24 protein-coding genes are annotated in these 19,602 nt (G+C 30.2%); 6 read left to right on the forward strand and 18 right to left on the reverse strand.

Translation table 11 applies throughout. The features are described 5' to 3' along the window. Window positions 1-6 precede the first annotated feature (6 nt). Genes greA through AS157_RS02560 form a run of 16 tightly spaced genes read right to left on the reverse strand, consistent with a single transcriptional unit; the run spans window position 7 to window position 11,841 of the window. Window positions 7-477: a transcription elongation factor GreA gene (gene greA / locus AS157_RS02485; protein WP_075666385.1), complete on the reverse strand. Its 471-nt coding sequence runs from the start codon at window positions 475-477 to the stop codon at window positions 7-9. 16 nt (window positions 478-493) lie between these two features. Further along, entirely contained in the window at window positions 494-949 is a 456-nt protein-coding gene (gene nrdR / locus AS157_RS02490) for a transcriptional regulator NrdR (RefSeq protein ID WP_075666384.1), read from the reverse strand. Window positions 950-954: 5 nt separating this feature from the next. Continuing rightward, a complete protein-coding gene (whiA, locus tag AS157_RS02495) occupies window positions 955-1,869 on the reverse strand; it encodes a DNA-binding protein WhiA (RefSeq protein ID WP_077289809.1) in 915 nt (304 codons plus the stop codon). Between the two features lie 4 nt (window positions 1,870-1,873). Beyond that, the gene (locus tag AS157_RS02500) at window positions 1,874-2,800 is read right to left on the reverse strand and encodes a gluconeogenesis factor YvcK family protein (RefSeq protein WP_077289808.1); all 927 of its coding nucleotides are present in this window, start codon (window positions 2,798-2,800) and stop codon (window positions 1,874-1,876) included. Next, complete coding sequence (gene rapZ / locus AS157_RS02505) at window positions 2,800-3,639, reverse strand: RNase adapter RapZ (protein WP_077289807.1); 840 nt, start codon at window positions 3,637-3,639, stop codon at window positions 2,800-2,802. The genes AS157_RS02500 and rapZ overlap by 1 nt, the downstream gene beginning before the upstream one ends. Continuing rightward, the gene (gene murI / locus AS157_RS02510; RefSeq protein ID WP_077287853.1) at window positions 3,596-4,387 is read right to left on the reverse strand and encodes a glutamate racemase; all 792 of its coding nucleotides are present in this window, start codon (window positions 4,385-4,387) and stop codon (window positions 3,596-3,598) included. The genes rapZ and murI overlap by 44 nt, the downstream gene beginning before the upstream one ends. Continuing rightward, window positions 4,368-4,628: a cell division protein ZapA gene (locus AS157_RS02515; RefSeq protein WP_077198602.1), complete on the reverse strand. Its 261-nt coding sequence runs from the start codon at window positions 4,626-4,628 to the stop codon at window positions 4,368-4,370. The genes murI and AS157_RS02515 overlap by 20 nt, the downstream gene beginning before the upstream one ends. Continuing rightward, a complete protein-coding gene (locus AS157_RS02520) occupies window positions 4,609-4,854 on the reverse strand; it encodes a hypothetical protein (RefSeq protein ID WP_077198601.1) in 246 nt (81 codons plus the stop codon). The genes AS157_RS02515 and AS157_RS02520 overlap by 20 nt, the downstream gene beginning before the upstream one ends. A 1-nt stretch (window position 4,855) precedes the next feature. Beyond that, complete coding sequence (locus AS157_RS02525; protein WP_077289806.1) at window positions 4,856-5,476, reverse strand: site-2 protease family protein; 621 nt, start codon at window positions 5,474-5,476, stop codon at window positions 4,856-4,858. Then, window positions 5,460-6,809: a B12-binding domain-containing radical SAM protein gene (locus tag AS157_RS02530; RefSeq protein ID WP_077289805.1), complete on the reverse strand. Its 1,350-nt coding sequence runs from the start codon at window positions 6,807-6,809 to the stop codon at window positions 5,460-5,462. Before AS157_RS02530 ends, AS157_RS02525 begins: the two co-directional genes overlap by 17 nt. After that, window positions 6,790-7,530, reverse strand: a complete 741-nt coding sequence (locus AS157_RS02535) for a type III pantothenate kinase (protein WP_077198598.1) — start codon at window positions 7,528-7,530, stop codon at window positions 6,790-6,792. Before AS157_RS02535 ends, AS157_RS02530 begins: the two co-directional genes overlap by 20 nt. 1 nt (window position 7,531) lies before the next feature. Beyond that, entirely contained in the window at window positions 7,532-9,037 is a 1,506-nt protein-coding gene (locus AS157_RS02540) for an HD domain-containing protein (RefSeq protein WP_077289903.1), read from the reverse strand. A 14-nt stretch (window positions 9,038-9,051) separates the two neighbouring features. Next, the gene (udk, locus tag AS157_RS02545) at window positions 9,052-9,666 is read right to left on the reverse strand and encodes a uridine kinase (protein ID WP_077289804.1); all 615 of its coding nucleotides are present in this window, start codon (window positions 9,664-9,666) and stop codon (window positions 9,052-9,054) included. A 4-nt stretch (window positions 9,667-9,670) separates the two neighbouring features. Further along, entirely contained in the window at window positions 9,671-10,216 is a 546-nt protein-coding gene (locus AS157_RS02550) for a metal-dependent hydrolase (RefSeq protein ID WP_077289803.1), read from the reverse strand. Between the two features lies 1 nt (window position 10,217). Next, a complete protein-coding gene (locus AS157_RS02555; RefSeq protein WP_077289802.1) occupies window positions 10,218-11,225 on the reverse strand; it encodes a polyprenyl synthetase family protein in 1,008 nt (335 codons plus the stop codon). 1 nt (window position 11,226) lies between these two features. Further along, window positions 11,227-11,841 carry a hypothetical protein gene (locus AS157_RS02560; protein ID WP_077289801.1) on the reverse strand — a complete coding sequence of 205 codons (615 nt, stop codon included), beginning with the start codon at window positions 11,839-11,841 and terminating at the stop codon, window positions 11,227-11,229. 135 nt (window positions 11,842-11,976) lie between these two features. Between AS157_RS02560 and hydF the strand changes: the two genes are divergently transcribed. The 6 genes from hydF to AS157_RS02590 all read left to right on the forward strand — a co-directional run bounded on the left by hydF (window position 11,977) and on the right by AS157_RS02590 (window position 17,304). Continuing rightward, window positions 11,977-13,167 carry a [FeFe] hydrogenase H-cluster maturation GTPase HydF gene (gene hydF, locus AS157_RS02565; protein ID WP_077289800.1) on the forward strand — a complete coding sequence of 397 codons (1,191 nt, stop codon included), beginning with the start codon at window positions 11,977-11,979 and terminating at the stop codon, window positions 13,165-13,167. Window positions 13,168-13,171: 4 nt separating this feature from the next. Further along, window positions 13,172-14,536, forward strand: coding sequence for an aspartate ammonia-lyase (locus tag AS157_RS02570; protein WP_077289799.1), 1,365 nt, complete (start codon window positions 13,172-13,174; stop codon window positions 14,534-14,536). 89 nt (window positions 14,537-14,625) lie between these two features. Continuing rightward, window positions 14,626-15,612, forward strand: a complete 987-nt coding sequence (locus AS157_RS02575; RefSeq protein ID WP_077289798.1) for a DUF4097 family beta strand repeat-containing protein — start codon at window positions 14,626-14,628, stop codon at window positions 15,610-15,612. A 4-nt stretch (window positions 15,613-15,616) separates the two neighbouring features. Then, window positions 15,617-15,979 carry a GntR family transcriptional regulator gene (locus AS157_RS02580; RefSeq protein ID WP_077289797.1) on the forward strand — a complete coding sequence of 121 codons (363 nt, stop codon included), beginning with the start codon at window positions 15,617-15,619 and terminating at the stop codon, window positions 15,977-15,979. After that, window positions 15,966-16,511 (forward strand): hypothetical protein, encoded by a 546-nt coding sequence (locus AS157_RS02585; RefSeq protein WP_077289796.1) that lies wholly within the window; start codon window positions 15,966-15,968, stop codon window positions 16,509-16,511. The genes AS157_RS02580 and AS157_RS02585 overlap by 14 nt, the downstream gene beginning before the upstream one ends. After that, complete coding sequence (locus tag AS157_RS02590) at window positions 16,498-17,304, forward strand: ABC transporter ATP-binding protein (protein ID WP_077289795.1); 807 nt, start codon at window positions 16,498-16,500, stop codon at window positions 17,302-17,304. Before AS157_RS02585 ends, AS157_RS02590 begins: the two co-directional genes overlap by 14 nt. On the opposite strand, the gene AS157_RS02595 is transcribed toward AS157_RS02590, so the two are convergent. Then, window positions 17,296-18,144, reverse strand: a complete 849-nt coding sequence (locus tag AS157_RS02595) for a DUF4438 domain-containing protein (RefSeq protein ID WP_077289794.1) — start codon at window positions 18,142-18,144, stop codon at window positions 17,296-17,298. The two genes, AS157_RS02590 and AS157_RS02595, sit on opposite strands and share 9 nt — an antisense overlap. A 13-nt stretch (window positions 18,145-18,157) precedes the next feature. Next, complete coding sequence (locus tag AS157_RS02600) at window positions 18,158-19,516, reverse strand: MATE family efflux transporter (protein WP_231450379.1); 1,359 nt, start codon at window positions 19,514-19,516, stop codon at window positions 18,158-18,160. Between the last annotated feature and the right edge of the window lie 86 nt (window positions 19,517-19,602).

The following is a 19,602-nucleotide window of genomic DNA, read 5'->3' on the forward strand; positions in this document are numbered from 1 at the left end:
TCCCTCCTAAACTTTTATTCCCAAAATCTGATATTTAAAAACACCTTTTGGTGATTTGATTTTAACTATTTCGCCTACCTTTTTTCCAACCAGAATTCTTCCCACAGGAGATTCAATACTTATTTTATTGCTGAAAACATCTGCTTCATGTGGAGTTACAATTTGTATAGTCTTTTCTTCACCAGTTTCAATATTTTTAATAATAACCCAATTTCCAATGTTGATTACGTTAGTATCTAATCCTTCAATAACCTCTGCCTTTGAAAGCATATTTTCAAGTTCGTTAATTCTTGCGGCAATTCTACCTTGTTCGTTTTTCGCTTCTTGATATTCCGAATTCTCAGACAAATCACCCAACTCTCTTGCCTCTTTAATCCTTTCAGCAATTTCAAACATAAGCTTTTGCTTTAATTGATCGAGCTCGGCTTTTAATTTTTCGTATCCTTCTTTGGTTAAATAAATAACCTCTTTTTTCATTAACACACCTCCAATACTATTTTTCTTTTTTCAATTCCTCCACAACTTCTAAAAATTGTTCAACTTCTCTAAAATCTTTATAAACCGATGCAAATCTTACATAAGCTACCCCATTTAATTTTTTCAGCTTTTCCATGACCAATCTTCCTATTTTTAATGTTGATACCTCCAAATTTCCAGACTTTTGTATTTCATTTACCACATCATCCACTAATTTTTCCATTTCATCTAACGTAACATTTGTCTTTTCACATGCTTTCATTATCCCATTCAAAATCTTATTCCTATCAAACTTTTCCCTCTTCCCATCTCTTTTAACGACAAATACAGGACCAACTTCATATCTTTCATACGTTGTAAACCTTCCCTTGCACTTTATACATTCTCTCCTTCTTCTTACCGTTAAACCAGATGAATCCACACGAGAATCCAATACTTTTGTATCTTCATATCCACAATATGGACATTTCATAAATATCACTCCACTTTTTTACCTTCCAAATTCTCATAAATTTTAAAAATCTTTCTTACTCTATTGTAAACCATGCTTTTACTCAACGGTGGATCAAAAAGTTTTCCCAAATCCGATAAGCTTAAATCTTCATTTTCCAGTCGTAAGATTGCTAATTTTTTTAATTCTTCTGATAAAACTTCATACCCATACTTTTCAATTAAATTTCTTATGATTTTTATTTGTTTTGCATTACTCTCTCCTACCCTTTTTGCATTCGCACTTAAAAAATTCAAAGAACGATTAAAATCACTTTTTATTTCCCTTGAATTAACTATCTTTTCCATCTTATCTGCATTTCTTTGTGCTCCTAAAAAATTAAGCAATTCAACAATTTCGCGTGATTTTTTTACATAATACCTAAAATTATTATTAAACTTCGAAATCTTTCCTTCAACACCCAAATTTTTTACAAGAAAATTTTTTATAATATTTAATAAACTTTCATTGTGTGAAATTATTTCAAAATGATAACTTTTCACGGGATCAGTAACCGAACCACTTGCAATAAAAAGTCCTCTTAAAAATGCGGAAAAATAACTCAAATCTTCAAAAATATAACTTGGTATTTCCAGAACATCTATCTCAAGCTTTTCCATTATAGAAAAAGGTATAAAAATTTGTACTCTCTTTTTCTTCAATTTATTTTTTATCAAAGTTAACTTTTTTTTATCAATTTCCACTTGATTCATCAAATTCATTATTCTACGTGCAGCAGGGATAAAGCCAACCTCTAATTTTACAAACAAATCTACGTGTGTTTTAATAAGTACTCCTTTTGATTTTAAGAATCCTGAAAGTTCTGACATTGCTTCTTCCGCGCTATTTATTTTTAAATGACAAAGCTCCCCTTTAACATCTTCTGAAAAAGTATAAAGCATTTTATCACCTGATCAAATCAATAATTAAACTTGCAAGTTTCAAAGGATTATGCCTTATTCTTCCATCATTATCTTTCATTTCAATTAAATCATCTATTATAATTCTTTCATCATTCATATCTACTTCAACTGGAACTGAACCATTTTCTAAATACCGTCTCAAAACACTTTCACAAATATTAGAATAAGATACAATAATATAATCAACTTTTCTTTTTAAATATCTTTCAATTGTTGTCACATGGTCACTAAGAGTAAAATTATATGACTCTGATGGTTGAGTCATTAAATTGGAAACATATACAACTTTTGCCTTTGATTTGTTTAAACTCTCGTAAAATCCATTTACTAGTAAATTAGGTATAATACTTGTATAAATGCTTCCTGGACCAAGTATAATAACATCGGCATTTTTTATTGCACAATCTGCTTCTTTGTTAATATAAGTTTCTTTATCTAAAGATATTTTGATAATTTTCTTTTTCACAACTTTCATTATTTCACTTTCACCATGAGCAACAGTTCCATCTTCGTAAAATGCAACAAGTCTTACTAAATCTTCAGATACTGGAATTACCTTACCATTTATAGCTAATACCTCTGAAATATACTCTACAGCTTTTGTAAAACTACCTAACATTTTTGTAAGTGCGGTTAAAATTATGTTTCCAACTGTATGTCCCGACAAAAAACCATTTGAAAATCTATACGAAAATAACTTTCCCAGTATCTCCTCATCTTTTGCAAGTGCAACTAAATTGTTTCTAATATCTCCCGGAGGTATAATATTGTATTCTCTTCTTAAAACTCCAGAACTTCCTCCTTCATCTGTAACGGTAATAATCGCTTTTAAATCAATACTCTTAAAGTATTTCAGACCTCTTAACAAAGTTGAAACTCCTGTTCCGCCTCCAACTACTACAAAATTCATTACTTCACGTCCCTATGCTCCAATAAAACTTTGCAATCTTCCAGATAAAATTTTGCAAGCTCTTCAGCAAAGAATACAGAGCGGTGTTGACCACCAGTACACCCAATTCCAACACTTAACTCCATTCTTCCCTCATTTTCATATCTTGAAATCGCAAAATCAATAACTTGTTTCAACATATCAATAAAATCACTTACACCCTGTGTATTGTATAAAAATTCTTTAACCTCTTTGTCTTTTCCAGTTTTATTTCTTAAACCCACTACATAAAATGGGTTAGGAAAAAAACGAACATCAAACACAAAATCAACATCTAATGGTACTCCATATTTAAATCCAAAACTTAGAACACGCAATAAAAATTTCTTCTCTACACTTGTCAATATTTCTACTAATCTTTCCCTCAATTGATGTGGATTTAGATTAGAAGTATCAATAACTATATCTGATATCTCCAAAATTTTTGTAAACGAATTTCTTTCATTTTCAATTGCTTTTTCCAACGAATTAGAAACCTTAAGCAAAGGGTGATTTCTTCGAGTGTGTGCAAATCTATTTATTAACACACTATCCTTTGCATTCAAAAATATTATTTTAATTTCCTTTAAATACTTCTTCTTTAAATTTTCAATAACTAAATACATATCTTCCAGATTCCCGCTTCTTGAATCTATAACCAAGGCCAAATTTTCTACATTAATAGATATTACGGGTATTATCTGTTCAATTAAATTTACAGGCAAATTATCTATACAATAAAATCCCATATCTTCTAATAATCCAAGTGCTGTAGATTTACCTGCTCCCGATAATCCCGTTAAAATCACTAAATTTTTCAATGGATATCACCTTTCTAATTCTAAACTTATTAACAGTATACGGAACTCTAAAATTTATTCTTTTTAATTTTCTTTCAAAAATTACCGGATCTCCTGTTACATAAAACTCAACGAACGGTTTTTTCGAATTATCTTTTAGTACTAATTTTGACAGCTCTTCGGCTGGGTCAATTATTCTAACCTTAGGTAAAACCCTTGAAATTATTCCCTTTAAGAAAGGAAAATGTGTACAACCCAATATCAATTCTCTAATATTCTCCTTTCTTAAAGAAAGCAAATAATAATTTGCTATAGCTTCAACCATTCTGCCGTAAAAAACCCCTTCTTCAACTATAGAAACAAATAATTGTGTGGATTTTTGATAAACCTCTTTACCCATCATTTCTAAATAACGCTTATAACTACCATTTTTTATAGTAACATTTGTGCCTATAACCCCAATCCTATCGGCTTTTATCGCATTTATACCGGCTTTAATTATACTATTATATTTTATCCCCAAATCCAAATTTCTTCCCAATATAATTGAATCTGTAGTATTACAAGCTGCAAAAATCTCATTAACTCTCTTCTTATGAAAAAACTCTACAAATTCCCAAACAAAAGACTCAAGGACTTCTGGAGTCCTTAATCCATATGGAGCCCTTTCGGTATCAGCAATATAAATATAATGTGCTCCATTTACATATGCAAGCTTTTTTAAAACAGAAATTCCCCCAATCCCTGAATCAAATAGACCTATTTTCAACGTTAGGTTCCTCCATATTTTTTAACTTTTCACTTAATTTTGAAATTTCATCCAAACACTTAAATTCATTTTCAATCACATCACACAACATTGCAAGAAATCTTTCATCTAACGATGAAAGATTATCATACTTTTTGTTTAATTTAACTAATCTTTGTTCGATATAATTTAATATCTCTTCTTCAACATCAGATTCAACAATAAATTTTTTACCATTAAACTCAAGCGTTTTCTTCACCATTTATCTCCGCTGATGTCTCCACAACATTTTTTATTTTTCCCAATAATTTTTCAAATGTTCCATAAATTTGCTCTTTTAATGCATTGTTTTCTTGCTCAAGCTGATTAGCCCTTTCAATAGCAGCATTTAATTCCTTCCAAAGTTCTTTATTTTCTTTCTTAAGTTCTTCGTATTTCTTAATCAAATCATCAAAAAGTTGTTCAAGTTCTCTTATTTTTTCTTCCATGTTATCCCCCTTTTCCTAGTATTATAAAATTTGTCAGATTATTTATCAATATAACAAAAGGTTCCATTATAAGCGGTAATATCCAAAGCAGTAAAATTCCTAACAAAAATAGTATACCATATATTTCATATTTTATATACCAATCCCAATAATCATCTGGCAAAAAGGCACCAAGAAGCCTTGAACCATCAAGTGGTGGAACTGGTAAGAGTGAAAATATTGCATATGTAAGACTCCATTTGCACGCCTTATAAAAAACTTCATACATTATTTTATATTCAAAAAAACTTTTTGCCAACAAACCGTATAGAATAAAAAAAAACCCTCCCAAAATTGGACCAATCATCGATGAAAAAATCAGAATTTTTCTAACATTTTTATTTTTCATTGGAAAAACTGGAACAGGTCTTGCCCAACCAAAATCAAACAAAATAAACGCAACCGTCCCAATGGGATCCAAATGAACAAATGGATTTAATGATGTTCTCTTCAATTTTTTGGGCGTATTATCCCCTGATAAAACTATCAAATAAGCTTTTATAACCTCACGCGGAAAAATAACTAAAATTACAGCAAAAAATCCAGTTACTAAATATTGTATCAGATTAATCGTAATTTTCACCTTCTTTTACCTTTCTTGCATACATCTTTAAATATTGTACCACATTTTCACTCATTCCAAACTTCCACCAAAAAGGTAAAACGGTATTATTGAGCAACAAAGGATCCTCTAATCCAGTTAATTTTCCTTCATTTATCAAATTTATCCAATCATCTGTACCTATTATTGGAGTAAATTCATTAATAGAAAATCCTATACCTTCAGTTTTACAAAAATTAATAGCATTTTTTACATCTTCAACACTTTGCCCAGGGATATTTACCATAATATACGCTGAAACTTCTCTTTCGGTAAAACCTTTTTTTCTAAGAATACGCGCAGCTCTTACCAAATCTTTATCTACAACCTTACCTCCCGTTTTTAACTGGAGTTCTCCAGAAGTTTCATACCCAAGTTTTATAGTTTTAAAATTTAATTCCTTCATCAATTCCGCTATTTCCTCGTCTATCAGTCTAGCATGTATTCCATTTGGAAGGTGAAACCTGTACTTTGAATACCCTTTTTCCAGCAACTTCTTTAAAATTACTTTAAAATGCTTTTTGGAATTTACCAAAATTGCATCATCAAAAAATACTATATCTTTTACATTAAATGTTTCAACGTATTTTTCAATTTCAAAAACCACAACTTCCGGAGGTTTAAATTTTATTCCATCCCATATCCTATGAGCAATACAATACGAACACTTATAAGGACATCCTAAAGTAGTTAAAAAAACTAAATATCCCAAATTATTGTAAAGCTCATACATGGGTGGAAGCATAAACCAATCTATATTTTTAGATTTAATTTCTTTTCCTGTTACTTGTTCTAAAAACTTTGGCAATCTATTTAAATCATTACTCGGAAAGATATGTACTCCAGTCTTTCTTGCATGAGACGGTATATTTCTAACATAAAAGCCACCAAATACAATAGGTACGTTATTTCCATAATAACTCTTTAAAAAAGAAATAGTATCCCAATAACCTGGATACCAATAAGTCAACGTAGAAGTAACAAAAATTATATCAACTTTTCCTATATCTTTTAATTTGTAATAAAAAAACTCTTCGGGTGCTCCGTATCTTTTGTATTTTCTCGGAATAAATTTTAACACATCTGGTTTTTTTACTTCAACAAATGGAAATTTTCCTGTGCCATAAAACTTATCCCTAGGAACATTTACGAACCTCTTTAAATCAATATCATGTCTATTCATTAAATCAACAAGATAGAGTTCAAACCCTAATTTATCTAAATAAGATGCCACATATAACAGGCCTAACGGTTTAAGCCAAAAATCATATGCTGCAAAATCTTCAATCCAAGGATTAACTAATAGTGCTTTCATAAAAGTAATAAATCCCCCTAAGACCTAATTCTAAATCGTAAATAACATCTTTTTTATAATCCATTATTATCTTTGATTGTCCTCCTGTGAATATAACAGAGGTAATTTCTGTTTCACTTTTTATTTTCTCAACAACTTTTATTATCCCTTCAAGCACTGTATTAATCACACCTATTCTTATATTAGATTCTGTATCTTTTCCAATAAAAACATCTGATGGCTTTAACTCCACCTTTGGAAGTTTTGCAGTTCCTTTAAACAAGGCATTAACCATCATCCCAAATCCAGGAATTATAACTCCTCCTTCATATATTCCATTTTTCAAAACATCAATAGTTATCGCCGTACCAAAATCTACTATTATTGCGTTATTACCGTAATCCTTTTCAGCTGCAATCACATTTGCCACTCTATCTGCACCAATATCAGAAGGAACTCTAACATCCCACTTTATATTCTTGTATAATTTTGCATTTAAAAACACAGCATCTTTACCTATATATTTTTTAGAAAAAAACTCAAAAATATGGTTAATATTAGGAACAACTGAAGAAACTATTATTTGATCATAGTTTTCACTAAATAACATTTTAAGATAAACGTATAATTCATCTTCTGTTTGCAATGAATACGTCGATATGCGCTTTATATTAAATTTCTTCCCATTATCCGTAAGTGCAATAGTCGTATGAGTATTTCCTACGTCAAAAAGAAGTTTCATTTTACCACCTCGTAGTAAGTTGCATGTCCACTTTTGGTATTACATTATACTTTTCCAATAAACTCCTTATATCTTTTGTAACATAAAACCTCACTATTTGTATTAAATTACTGCTCATGAGTCTATACGCAGGATATTCTTTTACATACTCATCAAAGGACAAAACTTGTTTTTTCCAAAAATCGTAAATATATATATTACTTTTTAAAAATTCTTCCGGATGCACTAAGGAAAGTTTATAAGGCGTATCTACTTTAAATATATTATCAAAATTTGAAAGTATCTCTGCAAGTTCATTTTTATCCTCTTCATCCGCACCTTCAATAGCCTTTTTCAATCTTAGCTTAATTTTTTTCAAAACATCCATTGCAAATCCTTGACTTGCAACAGAAGGATCTATACCTTCAACGGAAAATGGCGTTTCCAATATAGTCTTCCAAAAATCTCTATTTTTTAATCTCTCCACTATCTCATATGCCATTACAATATCCAATTCCAAAGGTTGTAGGTCAATTTCATAGTTTAAAATCTTTTCTTTTGTCTCTTTAAATGAACTAATATTGTACTCTTCAACTATTTGCTTAAAGTAAATTTCTATTTCATTTATAATTCTTTGATCAGTTAATTCCATGAAAGTTTCTAAATTTTCAACACGTTCTTTTAACTTCAAAGGTTTATAACTTAACTCTAAAAGCTCTTGGATCATTAAATCTGCGGCACGTGAAGTCTTATGGAAATAAACATTTTTGTACATCATAAATCTGCCAAATAACGTAGTATAAATCTCATCTATAACCTTAATGTTATAAGCCAAATGTTTTTTTCCATCTTTTTCAATTATCATGGAATTTCTCACAAGTCTATCCAAAGACCCAGTTCCAAATCCTCTAGTACCTGCAAAGTATGAATCTCTAAGGACAAAGTCCATTCTATCTGCTCCTAAGGGACCTTGAATAACTGCAAATTCTATTGTTCCATACTCTTCTCCCTCATAAACATCTATCACCATTTGCATTATCTTCCTAAAATCATCTAAAAGATCTGAAATACCTCCTAAAACAAATTCAACATCTTCTAAAACTGCCTTTTGTAACTTTTCAGGAGCCCTTTCGTAAACCTTTAACATGGCATTTGGCATATACTCTGTTAAAATTTTATTTCTATATTCATCATGGCCATCATCTAACCCCATATTCTTGTAAACCACTTCATCGAATTGATGACTAAATGGCCCATGACCTATATCATGTAATAATCCAGCTAATCTTAAAATTCTTACTTTAGCTTTATCTTCAAAAAGATGCTTTGCATACATACCAGATATATGCATCACTCCCAACGAATGTGCAAATCTAGTATGAGTTGCACAAGGATATACATATTCTGAACCCACTAATTGTGACAAATATCTTAATCTTTGCATTGCCTTAGTATCAGATGCCAAGATTTCCAAAGGATACATAAAAATTTCTGCATGAATAGGATCTCTTGAAACTTTATGGTACATAAAGACACCTCTTTTCATAAATTAGTCATCCTTTTAAAAATAAATTCCACAACAACATCTATTGCTTTCTCATTAAAACCACCTTTGGGTATAATCAAATCAGCATATTTTTTTGAAGGCTCTACATACGCATCATGCATAGGTTTCACCATATTCAAATACTGCTCTACAACGCTTTCAAGAGTCCGCCCTCTCTCTTTAATATCCCTTTCAAGCCTCCTTATAAACCTCACATCACTTTCAGCATCGACAAAAATTGATAAATCGTACGACTTTCTCAAATCCTCATAATAAAGTGCAAAAATTCCTTCTACTATAATAACAGGTTTCGGTTCTAAAATAGTAAACTTTCCTGTCCTAGAATAAATCTTAAAATCATATTTCGGTAACTTTATACTCTTTGAAGATAACAACTTATTTAAATGCATCACCAACAAAGATGACTCTATCATATTAGGATGGTCATAGTTATACTTTTTTCTTTCCTCAAGTGGTATATGACTCATATCTTTATAATAATTATCCATAGGCAAAATTACGCTATTTTCTTTGCCTATTATTTCATGGATTTTTTGCGCAACCGTAGTTTTTCCAGAACCTGTGCCACCACCAATTCCAATAACAAACATACTATCACCTTTTAATTAATTTTCCATTTTTTTCAACAAAAGAAATATCCATTATTATATGAACAAGATATCCTATCGTAGATATTATACCAAGAAAAGATGAATTTTCAGTCTTAAATCCCAAATAATACGCACCTGAAAACATTATTCCACCATAAATTAATGCAGCCCAAAAAGTATGTAATGGCCCTCTATGTTTAGGAATAATAATCTCAAACAAAATCCCAAAAAATAATCCCGTCAAAAACGCTATCAAAAATCTCAAATACAATCCAACATTTAAATCAAAAAAAGATATAATAATTTTTTTTGTAAACTCGAAATAAATAACAAAGGATATAACAAGTAACCTTATAAATTTATGTAAAAAAGAATGGTTGTGATCAATATCAGGCATATCAGATGACAAAACAAAAAGGAAAAAACCAAAAGCTATAACTTTCTCGTCTGGATATCCCATATTTAAAAAACGTAAGATAAAAAGATAAGCACCCAAAACAATTGGGTAAAAAAACATTCCAACCCTTATATGAGAATCAAAATTTGGCATCTTAATCTCTCCTTAATCTCAATATTAAATCCATTAGCACCTCTTTGTTCATTATATCTATTTTTTCTAAATTCTTTAGCGAAAGCTCAAACAACTCGTTCATTACGATTTTAGCACTTTCCATAGCTCCACTTTTTCTTATCGCATCAATTATAAACCTTATTTCTTTGTCCGTTTTTCGAGGTTTAAAATACATCTCAAAAAAATTATCATCATATTTTCCAAAATCTATTAATGCCGTTACTTTTCCTTCTAAAATATCGGAAAGATTAGATTTTCCAGAATTTTCATCAAATGTACTTATTATATCATCTCTTATCTGAAAAGCTATCCCCGCAGGAATTAATATACTTTCCAAATCCCTCCTTGGGACCTTTCTTTTCCCAAAAAGTGCTCCAAGATAAAAAGGATAAAAAAAGGTATAATAAGCCGTTTTTAATTTGGAAATTTCCAAAGAAATTTTCTTCTCTTCAAAAAACTCTTCATATTTTCTGTTCATAGAATAAATAACGTCCAATATTTGGCCATATCCCGTATTTATGTAACACTCGGAAAAATTTTTTAAAAAACCGTTTGGCAATTCCAATTTACTCAAAGCCCTTAAAGCTATAAAAAACAACACATCTCCCAACACTAGCGCTAAATTTTCTCCAATTCTTGGATTAAAATTCAAATCCTTAAACTTTTCATATAAAAGACTATGCATAGAAGGTAGTCCTCTTCTTTTATCAGATTGATCCATAATATCATCGTGTATTAATAAAAAAGAATGCATTACTTCAATTACCGCCGAAACTTTATAAATCTTTTCATCAATTTTTGCTCCAAAACTCTCTGCACCCAACAAAAATAACAATGGCCTTATTCTCTTTCCAGGCCTTAAACAAAATGATTTTAACTCGCCAACAAGGTAATCTTGTGAATTTGTTAATTTGTTTTCGTCTATAACTTCTTCTATATTTTTTTCTATATATTTAATATGAACGTTTCTAAACTCTTCAAAATCCATATTATTCCCCCATATACTTTTCAACATCTTCACCAACTAGTTTTTTTAATATATCATAGTACATAGAATTTTTCATCACAATATTTGATAAAGCCTTTTTAATTATTTCCAAATCTTCTCCGTCAAAATCTCCACTGTTAATTGCACTTACTAAATCCTTCACAACTTGTGGTCTATCCACATATGAAAGGGCCATTGCAGCTTGTACACCAAATTTTTTCCTCTCTGCATCTTCTAACAAAAAATACTTAAGTATATCGTAAACCTCATCACCGTAACCTAGTTTGGCTATCGCTTCATAAATTATCAACTCTGCTTCTTCAAAGCTATAAAGTGACAAAACATTATACAAGTCCTTTTTGATACTTTTTTCTCCAATATCAGCTAAAATATCTATTACATAAAGTAGTGTTATATCATTCTTTTTAGCTTCTAAAACTCTCCTTTTAAACTCCTCTAATAACTTTTCTCTTGAATATTCTTGCAATTTAAACAACGCCTCTGAAGCTATCTCTCTTACTTGACTATCCTCATCATCTAATAGCTTAATTAAATCATTGACAGCTTCCTTCCCCTTTTCATCTATTATTCTTTTTATTAACTCTTCACGTTCCATGATAAACCTCCTAAACTGATGAACTCTACTATTTATAATTATATCATATATACTATAACTTAGTATAATCTAATTTACTTAACAACATTTTTTTGATATAATATTAGTGAAATATTTTACAAAAGAGGTGTAAGCATGATAACAAGTGGAGGATTCAGAAAATATATTGCAATTACCGGAAAGAGAAATGTTGGAAAATCTTCGTTTATGAACGCACTAATTGGCCAAGAAGTATCAATAGTAAGTAATGTCGCAGGCACTACTACAGATCCCGTATTCAAAAGTATGGAGCTTTCACCTGTTGGACCTGTTACACTAATTGATACTCCTGGTCTTGATGACATTGGAGAATTAGGAATAAAACGTATAAAAAAGGCAAGAAAAACTTTGTATAGAGCAGATTGCGGAATTTTAATAGTAGATAATAAACCTGGTGATTTCGAAGAACAGATTATAAACCTCTTTAAAGAACTTGAAATTCCCTATTTAATAGTAATAAATAAAATCGACAAAATAGATCCAGAAAAAATAGAAAAAGCATACAAAAAGTATAATGTCCCAATTATAAAGGTTTCCGCTTTAAAAAAAAGTGGCTTTGAGGACATTGGAGAAAAAATAAATTCACTATTACCAAAAGATGATGAAATACCTTATCTTTCAGATTTAATAGACGGTGGAGATCTAGTAATATTAGTTGTTCCAATTGATTTAGGTGCACCAAAAGGTAGGTTAATAATGCCACAAGTACATGCAATAAGAGAGGGATTAGACAGAGAATCGTTAGTATTAGTGGTAAAAGAAAGAGAATTAAGATATGCAATTGAAAATATAGGGATAAAACCTAGACTAGTTGTTACAGACTCTCAAAGTGTAATGAAAGTCGTTTCAGATGTACCAGATGATGTAGATCTAACTACTTTTTCCATACTTGAATCAAGGTATAGAGGTGATTTAGAATATTTTGTTGAAAGTGTAAAAGCAATTGAAAATCTATCAGACGGAGATACCGTTATCATAATGGAAGGTTGTACCCACAGGCCACTTACTGAAGACATAGGACGAGTTAAAATTCCAAGGTGGTTAACCAATCACACAGGAGCAGCATTAAACTTTAAAGTATGGGCAGGTGTGGACCTTCCAGAACTTTCTGAAATTGAAGACGCAAAATTGGTTATTCACTGTGGTGGTTGTGTAATGAACAGGAATAACATGATGAGAAGGGTTCGTATGTTCAAGCGTTTGGACATTCCCATGACAAATTACGGAGTTATAATATCTTATTTACACGGTGTGCTTGATAGAGCTATTAAGCCATTAATGAGGTGAAAAAATGAGGAAAGAAAAAGATTACTTGGGTGAGATCGAAATCGAAGACAATACACTATACGGCATCTCATCAAAAAGAGCAAACCAAATATTTCCAAATACAAATGAGAAATTTGACAAAAAATTTCTCTGGGCCTATTTTATGATAAAAAAGGCCGCTGCAAAATTAAATACAGAACTTGGTTACCTTGAAAAAGAAATAGGAAATGCCATTGAAAAAGCATGTGACAAGTGGGAAGAATTATTACCACATATAATTGTAGATCCATTATCAGGCGGAGCAGGCACATCAGTTAATATGAATATTAATGAAGTAATTGCAAATAAAGCTTCTATTATCTTGGGAAAAGAATTTGGATTTGTAAAACCCCTAGAACATGTAAATATGCATCAATCAACCAATGATACATTCGTAACCGCAGGAAAAATAGCAATAATAGTACGTTTAAGAGAATTAATAGATAAGATAATAAACCTTCAAAACATCATACAGCAAAAAGAAAAAGAGTATTATAGTATTAGAAAAGTCGGAAGAACACAATTAATGGATGGCCCACCAATAATGTTAGGGCAAGAATTTGGCGCCTTTGCCGATGCACTTGCAAGGGATAGATGGAGACTAAACAAAGTAGAAGAAAGAATTAGAAATGTAAATATAGGCGGAACAGCTATTGGCACTGGTATTGGTGCTCCAAAGGAATATATATTAAAAATAGTAAATACTTTGAGAGAAACGTGCTGTGTTAAAATTGCGAAAGCAGAAAATCTAATAGATACTACCCAAAACATGGATGTCTTTTCTGAAACACACGGACTATTAAAAGCACTTGCGGTAAATTTGTATAAAATATCCAACGATATAAGACTACTTGGTTCTGGACCAAATACCGCTATTGGTGAGTTAATACTTCCAAAGGTACAAATTGGAAGCTCTATAATGCCTGGAAAGATAAACCCCGTTATTCCAGAATACGTTATGCAAATATCTCTAATTGTCTTTTCACATGATAGTTTAATCAACCACGCTGCCTCATTAGGAAATCTAGAATTAAATCAATTTTCACCAATAATTATTCACTATACATTAAAATCCTTAAAACTTTTGAAAAATGCATGTATATCTCTTTCAAAATATATTTCTAAAATAGAGGCAAATGAGAAAAAATGTAAAGAAAATTTGGAAAAATCCATTTCAAATTTAACACCTTTAATAAATTTATTTGGCTATGAAGAAGTAGCAGATGCAATAAAAAAAGCAAATTATAACTTCTTTAAAGCTATTGAAATACTTTCAGAAAAATTCAATATACCTAAAAAAAACATTCTAGAAAAAATAGACCCCAAAAACTTAACAAAATTGGGATTTTAAATTTTTAAATATTTTTTAATTTATTTTTGTTTTTTTGAACATATGTGTTATACTAATATAGAACACTAGATAAATATGGAGGTGACATTATGAATTTTCTCAAAAAATACCCTATATTTTCTAAACTATTGATAATGCTATTACTGGGAATTTTAAGTGTTATAATCCCACTATGGAGTATTAAAATAATAATTTTTCTTGCAGGAGTATTCGTGTTTTCAACAATCATAAAAAGGGGAGCTATAGCATTTATTATTCTAGTTTTAATTTTTTCCTTGCCAACCACACTTACCATAAAACTTAGACCTTTTTCTTTAAACAATTTTATTGAAAATTTCTCACAAAGACGTTTACAAAACTATCAAAAAAATATAATATATCCAGATACCAATACTGAACTTTTTACCGATGAAGTATTAATAGATATGGGAAATTCAAATTTAATATTGGAATTTACAGATGGAAATAATATAAGTTACTCCAGTAAATTAAAGATAGAACAAGGAAAAACTATCAAAATAAGTACTAATAAAAGAAATAACTACTCTTTTTATCTTAAAATAGGTACTGAAAGCCTAAAATATCTGAAAATAAACGCAAATAATGTTAAATTATCGGGAAAAGCCACGTTAAATGAACTAAAAATAAATGCCACTGCCATAAGTTTTAATTCTTTGGACATAGAATGTGAAAATCTAAAACTAAATGGAACTGGTATCAATATAGATGGAAAAATAAATTCAAAATTTTTTGAGATAGATGGAACGGGTATAAACATCGATGGGTACATTAGTGGAAAAAATTTTAATTTAAATGGTACAGGTATAAATATAGACTCAAAGATAAACTATGAAGAAATAAGAATTGATGGAACGGGAATGAATATAGATATAAAATTAGGCAGAAAAAATACTTACACAAAAATTAATGCAACTACCATTATAGGAAGCATTGATATTTCAAACAATCCAGCACAAATTAAAATACTCTGTACATCGGGAAACATAAAAATTAAAAATTACAAAAAAGCGGTTTTAGATGTCAAAGGCCCAAGGCTCACTTTTGAACAGGAGTGATGATATGTTAAAACAAGTAGACAAACATAGTGGTATCCCCGCATATATCCAGATAATAAACATGATAAAATCTGAAATTATTCTTGGAAAATTCACACCAGGAGATCAACTGCCACCTGTTAGAGAGCTTAAAGAAATATTCCAAGTTAATATAAATACCGTACTTAAAGCTTTGGAAAAGTTAAAAATTGAAGGAATTATTTCCTTAGAACAAGGAATTGGATACTTCATAAATAAAGATATTAAAATTAGCAATGATACCATAGAGGAAATTAAAAGAGTGGTCAAAAAACTTAAAAAGTTAAACATAGATCTACAAACTATTTTCATAATATTTGAGGAGGTGTGGAAAAATGAAAAAGATTGAAGCTCTATTTGAAATAATAATAAAAGAAAAGAGTGGAAGTTGGTTCTTTTGGTTTTTGCTTCTATTTATACCTTACACGAATATTTTTTCAGTATTTTTCCTCTCAAACCTCGTTTTAGGTTCAAAAATAAAATCAAAAAAAGACAAACTTTTTTATTATCTTCCATTTACAAAAAAAGAAGTATTCCTTTATCTATACACATTTTTAATGTTACTCATTGGTTCTGTCACAATACTTATCGAACACTCCCAAGCAATTTACTTTTTAATACTTTCAACATTTATCTTTTCACTAGCAACCATTGCCGCATCATTTGGTATAGACAATCTTGCAATTACCATAATATTTTTAATTGTAGACTCTATACTCACAAAAATCGGCAGTCTTCAACTAGGTATAAATTTCAATCCATATCTTTTAATTAGTCCTACTTATCAAGGAAATGTACTATATTCTGCACTTTTTTCCGCTTTACTTTTATTTTTAGCCTACAGAGTTTACGTTGGAGGTGAAAGTTATGTTAAAAATTAAACAATTAAAAAAGGCTTTCAAAAATAAACCAGTTTTGACTAATATATCTTTTGAATTAGAGAAAGGAGAAGTTTTGGCACTAATTGGTCCAAATGGTGTTGGCAAGACAACAACTCTGAATTGTATATCACATGTACTAAGAAAAGATTATGGAACTATAACCTTCGAAGATGAAGAATTAACGGAAAAAATGAAATACAAATTATCCTATGTTCCAGAAGACAGATGTGTTTTTCAAAACTTTACTGGGTATGATTATCAAAAAGTATGGAGTTCTATTTATCCATTGTGGAATAATAACTTATTTGAAAAAATGACCATAAAATACCATTTGGATCTTTCCCAAAATGTTTCAAAATACTCACAAGGATTAAAAACACTATTTTTAGTTGCCTTAGCCGTATCCACAAATGCAGAAATATTATTGTTAGATGAGCCAACACAACATTTAGATCCCACAATAAGGGTTGAAATAATGGAAATTATGAGAGAATATGCCGATCTTGGAAAATACATTATCGTTTCATCACATGAAATATATGAGATAGAAGAATACGCAGATAAAATTGCAATAATAAAAGATGGTGAAGTAATTTTTCACGACTATATCGACGCATCAAAAGAAAAACACAGAATAATAGAAGCACAATACGAAACAAAAACCGGCACGATAATCGGTCTTGTAGGAAAAAACTTACTAGTAAAAACAGATGAAAACATCGGTAGATATCCAAAATTAAACGAAATAGTAGTTGGATATTTAAACGGAACAGAAAAAATAAGATTATTCTAAAAACATTTTTAAGTTCACTTCATCTTTTAATTCAATATCAAGTTTATTGTTATCATTTGCAGTCATTACTACTACAATTCCAGGCCCATGGCCTGTTTTTATGCAATTGGAATGTACAACTACACCTATTGAAATTGCTCCCTTTCTAAAACCACCTACACCATAACCATTATAATGATCTTTTATCGCAACAAAATCCCCTATTTCTAGTTTGTCCAATCCAAGACGCTTTATCTCGTCCATATCATGTGTATTTATATCATAATCCGTTCCAGTTGGATTTGATGCCCCCACACCTGATCCCATAAGATAAGAAGGAACAATAGCTTTAACTGGAAAAATTAATTTCCCATTTTTTTCAATAATTGATATTTTTTTCAATAAATTAGGATCAATATTAAAAACTTTCAAGTCTGGATAATCTATTATCTCTAATCCTTGACCAAATCCATATATCTGAATCTTATCTCCAATGACTAATTTATCTTTTTGTGGAAAATATATCAAAATATTATCCACTCCACCATGTTTTCCAATCACGTACCCTTCCATCCCTTTTGCTTCACCTGATACTACTACAGCCTTATTCCCTATACACGCAAGATTCATACACGTATCATTAAATACTTTATCTTTATTTTTAGTCGAAACATCTGGTTCAACATGATCTCCAAAAATTTCAAAAACATTATCACCAAGCCCAAAGTTATATGAAATACCGCCAACTCCGGGAAAATAATATGGCTTTCCCTCATTGTTTAAAACAGGAATTCGCGCAATGGGGTGTACTATTTCAACTAAAAGTGATAACTTCACAACTTTACTGTCGTTTAAAATCATAAATTACACCTCCTTATACTCTCACTACTTTCCATTTTCCCTTCTTGAAAAAGTAAATGGAAACTATGTATTCCATAAAATCTCCAAATGCAAAACTAATCCAAAGCCAAATCACCGGTAATTTAAATACCATTACCACAAAATACATCAAAGGAATCTGAACTATCCATCTAGAAATTAAACTCATAAACAGAAATGGAATATTATAACCAGAACCTGTAAAAGCAATACTAATTCCCAAACCATATGCAAGAAATAACAATCCCCATACACTATACCTTAAAAATAAAACACCGTTTTTAATCACTTCATAATCATTCGAAAATAAATCAATAAATTCCTTTGAAAAGATAACTATGATACAAACGAAAATCAACGATACAATTGTAGTTAACCATCCCGCTATTTTTGACACTCTTTCTGCTCTTTCAACCTTCTCTGCACCTAAACTTTGCCCAACTATTGCAGAACTTCCCATTAAAATACCAAATAACGGCATAAACGCAAATCCGAAGATCCTATTTCCAATAGTATAAGCAGATATAACTTCTTTGCCATATTTTGAAACAAAATACAAAATCATAACTCCAGATAAATTTCTCATAAGTACTTCAAAACCATTGGGAAGACCTATAGTAATTAATTTCTTGTCAATCTCAAAATCTAATCTAAACAACCCACTAATCCTAGGCCTTACTCCCTCAACTCCACTAAACAATATATAAAAACCAACAACGAAAGAAAAGACTTGTGAGATAATAGTAGCAATAGCAGCACCTGATACGCCTAAATTAAATCCTCTAAAGATAAATATTTTATCAAACATTAAAATTGGATCTAAAATAATGTTTAAGATACTGGATATTATCATTATAATCATTGGAGTTTTTGAATCTCCAATACTTCGAAATGCCGTATTTATTGAAAATGACGAAAACATTATTGGTAGGAAAAATATCCTTAGATATCCATACTTTAATCCTAATTCCAAAACATTTCTTTCATTAGTAAACAAATAAAAGATAGGTTTTAAAAACAAAAGTAAAACAACACTACCTACAATTGCAACTAAAAATTTAAAAGCAATAGTTTGTTCAATAACTGAATTTGTTCTATCAACATTTCTTTTACCATAACTTTGGGAAATTAACGAAATAGAACTAACACCTATTATTTCATTTAAAGCTTCCACAACCCAAAAAATAGTGGAAAAAATTCCAACACCAGCAATTGCACTCGTCGAAATTTTACCAATCCAGTAAAGATCAACTAAATCGTAAAACATTTGAAATGAAAAACCAATAGCCGTTGGGAGACCCATTACTATAATCTGCTTTAAAATATTTCCATAAAATAAATCTTTTGCAGACATATTAACCTCCATTTTTCGTACTTCAAATTTAATAATAACACTTTAATCAAATGTTATCAAACTTTATCTAATTAAACTTAAACCGT

This window comes from Thermosipho sp. 1244, from assembly GCF_018588215.1.
Classification (GTDB): domain Bacteria; phylum Thermotogota; class Thermotogae; order Thermotogales; family Fervidobacteriaceae; genus Thermosipho; species Thermosipho affectus.

Excerpts from the sequence above, each read along its gene's own strand:
- AS157_RS02550 (WP_077289803.1), bottom strand. The coding sequence starts at position 10,216 with ATGCCAAATTTTGATTCTCATATAAGGGTTGGAATGTTTTTTTACCCA.
- AS157_RS02595 (WP_077289794.1), bottom strand. The coding sequence starts at position 18,144 with ATGATTTTAAACGACAGTAAAGTTGTGAAGTTATCACTTTTAGTTGAA.
- AS157_RS02530 (WP_077289805.1), bottom strand. The coding sequence starts at position 6,809 with ATGAAAGCACTATTAGTTAATCCTTGGATTGAAGATTTTGCAGCATAT.
- whiA (WP_077289809.1), bottom strand. The coding sequence starts at position 1,869 with ATGCTTTATACTTTTTCAGAAGATGTTAAAGGGGAGCTTTGTCATTTA.
- udk (WP_077289804.1), bottom strand. The coding sequence starts at position 9,666 with ATGTTTGTTATTGGAATTGGTGGTGGCACAGGTTCTGGAAAAACTACG.
- hydF (WP_077289800.1), top strand. The coding sequence starts at position 11,977 with ATGATAACAAGTGGAGGATTCAGAAAATATATTGCAATTACCGGAAAG.
- AS157_RS02560 (WP_077289801.1), bottom strand. The coding sequence starts at position 11,841 with ATGGAACGTGAAGAGTTAATAAAAAGAATAATAGATGAAAAGGGGAAG.
- AS157_RS02585 (WP_077289796.1), top strand. The coding sequence starts at position 15,966 with ATGAAAAAGATTGAAGCTCTATTTGAAATAATAATAAAAGAAAAGAGT.
- AS157_RS02600 (WP_231450379.1), bottom strand. The coding sequence starts at position 19,516 with ATGTCTGCAAAAGATTTATTTTATGGAAATATTTTAAAGCAGATTATA.
- nrdR (WP_075666384.1), bottom strand. The coding sequence starts at position 949 with ATGAAATGTCCATATTGTGGATATGAAGATACAAAAGTATTGGATTCT.
- AS157_RS02520 (WP_077198601.1), bottom strand. The coding sequence starts at position 4,854 with ATGGAAGAAAAAATAAGAGAACTTGAACAACTTTTTGATGATTTGATT.
- AS157_RS02590 (WP_077289795.1), top strand. The coding sequence starts at position 16,498 with ATGTTAAAAATTAAACAATTAAAAAAGGCTTTCAAAAATAAACCAGTT.
- AS157_RS02535 (WP_077198598.1), bottom strand. The coding sequence starts at position 7,530 with ATGAAACTTCTTTTTGACGTAGGAAATACTCATACGACTATTGCACTT.
- AS157_RS02570 (WP_077289799.1), top strand. The coding sequence starts at position 13,172 with ATGAGGAAAGAAAAAGATTACTTGGGTGAGATCGAAATCGAAGACAAT.
- AS157_RS02555 (WP_077289802.1), bottom strand. The coding sequence starts at position 11,225 with ATGGATTTTGAAGAGTTTAGAAACGTTCATATTAAATATATAGAAAAA.
- AS157_RS02515 (WP_077198602.1), bottom strand. The coding sequence starts at position 4,628 with ATGGTGAAGAAAACGCTTGAGTTTAATGGTAAAAAATTTATTGTTGAA.
- AS157_RS02540 (WP_077289903.1), bottom strand. The coding sequence starts at position 9,037 with ATGTACCATAAAGTTTCAAGAGATCCTATTCATGCAGAAATTTTTATG.
- AS157_RS02500 (WP_077289808.1), bottom strand. The coding sequence starts at position 2,800 with ATGAATTTTGTAGTAGTTGGAGGCGGAACAGGAGTTTCAACTTTGTTA.
- AS157_RS02575 (WP_077289798.1), top strand. The coding sequence starts at position 14,626 with ATGAATTTTCTCAAAAAATACCCTATATTTTCTAAACTATTGATAATG.
- AS157_RS02580 (WP_077289797.1), top strand. The coding sequence starts at position 15,617 with ATGTTAAAACAAGTAGACAAACATAGTGGTATCCCCGCATATATCCAG.
- greA (WP_075666385.1), bottom strand. The coding sequence starts at position 477 with ATGAAAAAAGAGGTTATTTATTTAACCAAAGAAGGATACGAAAAATTA.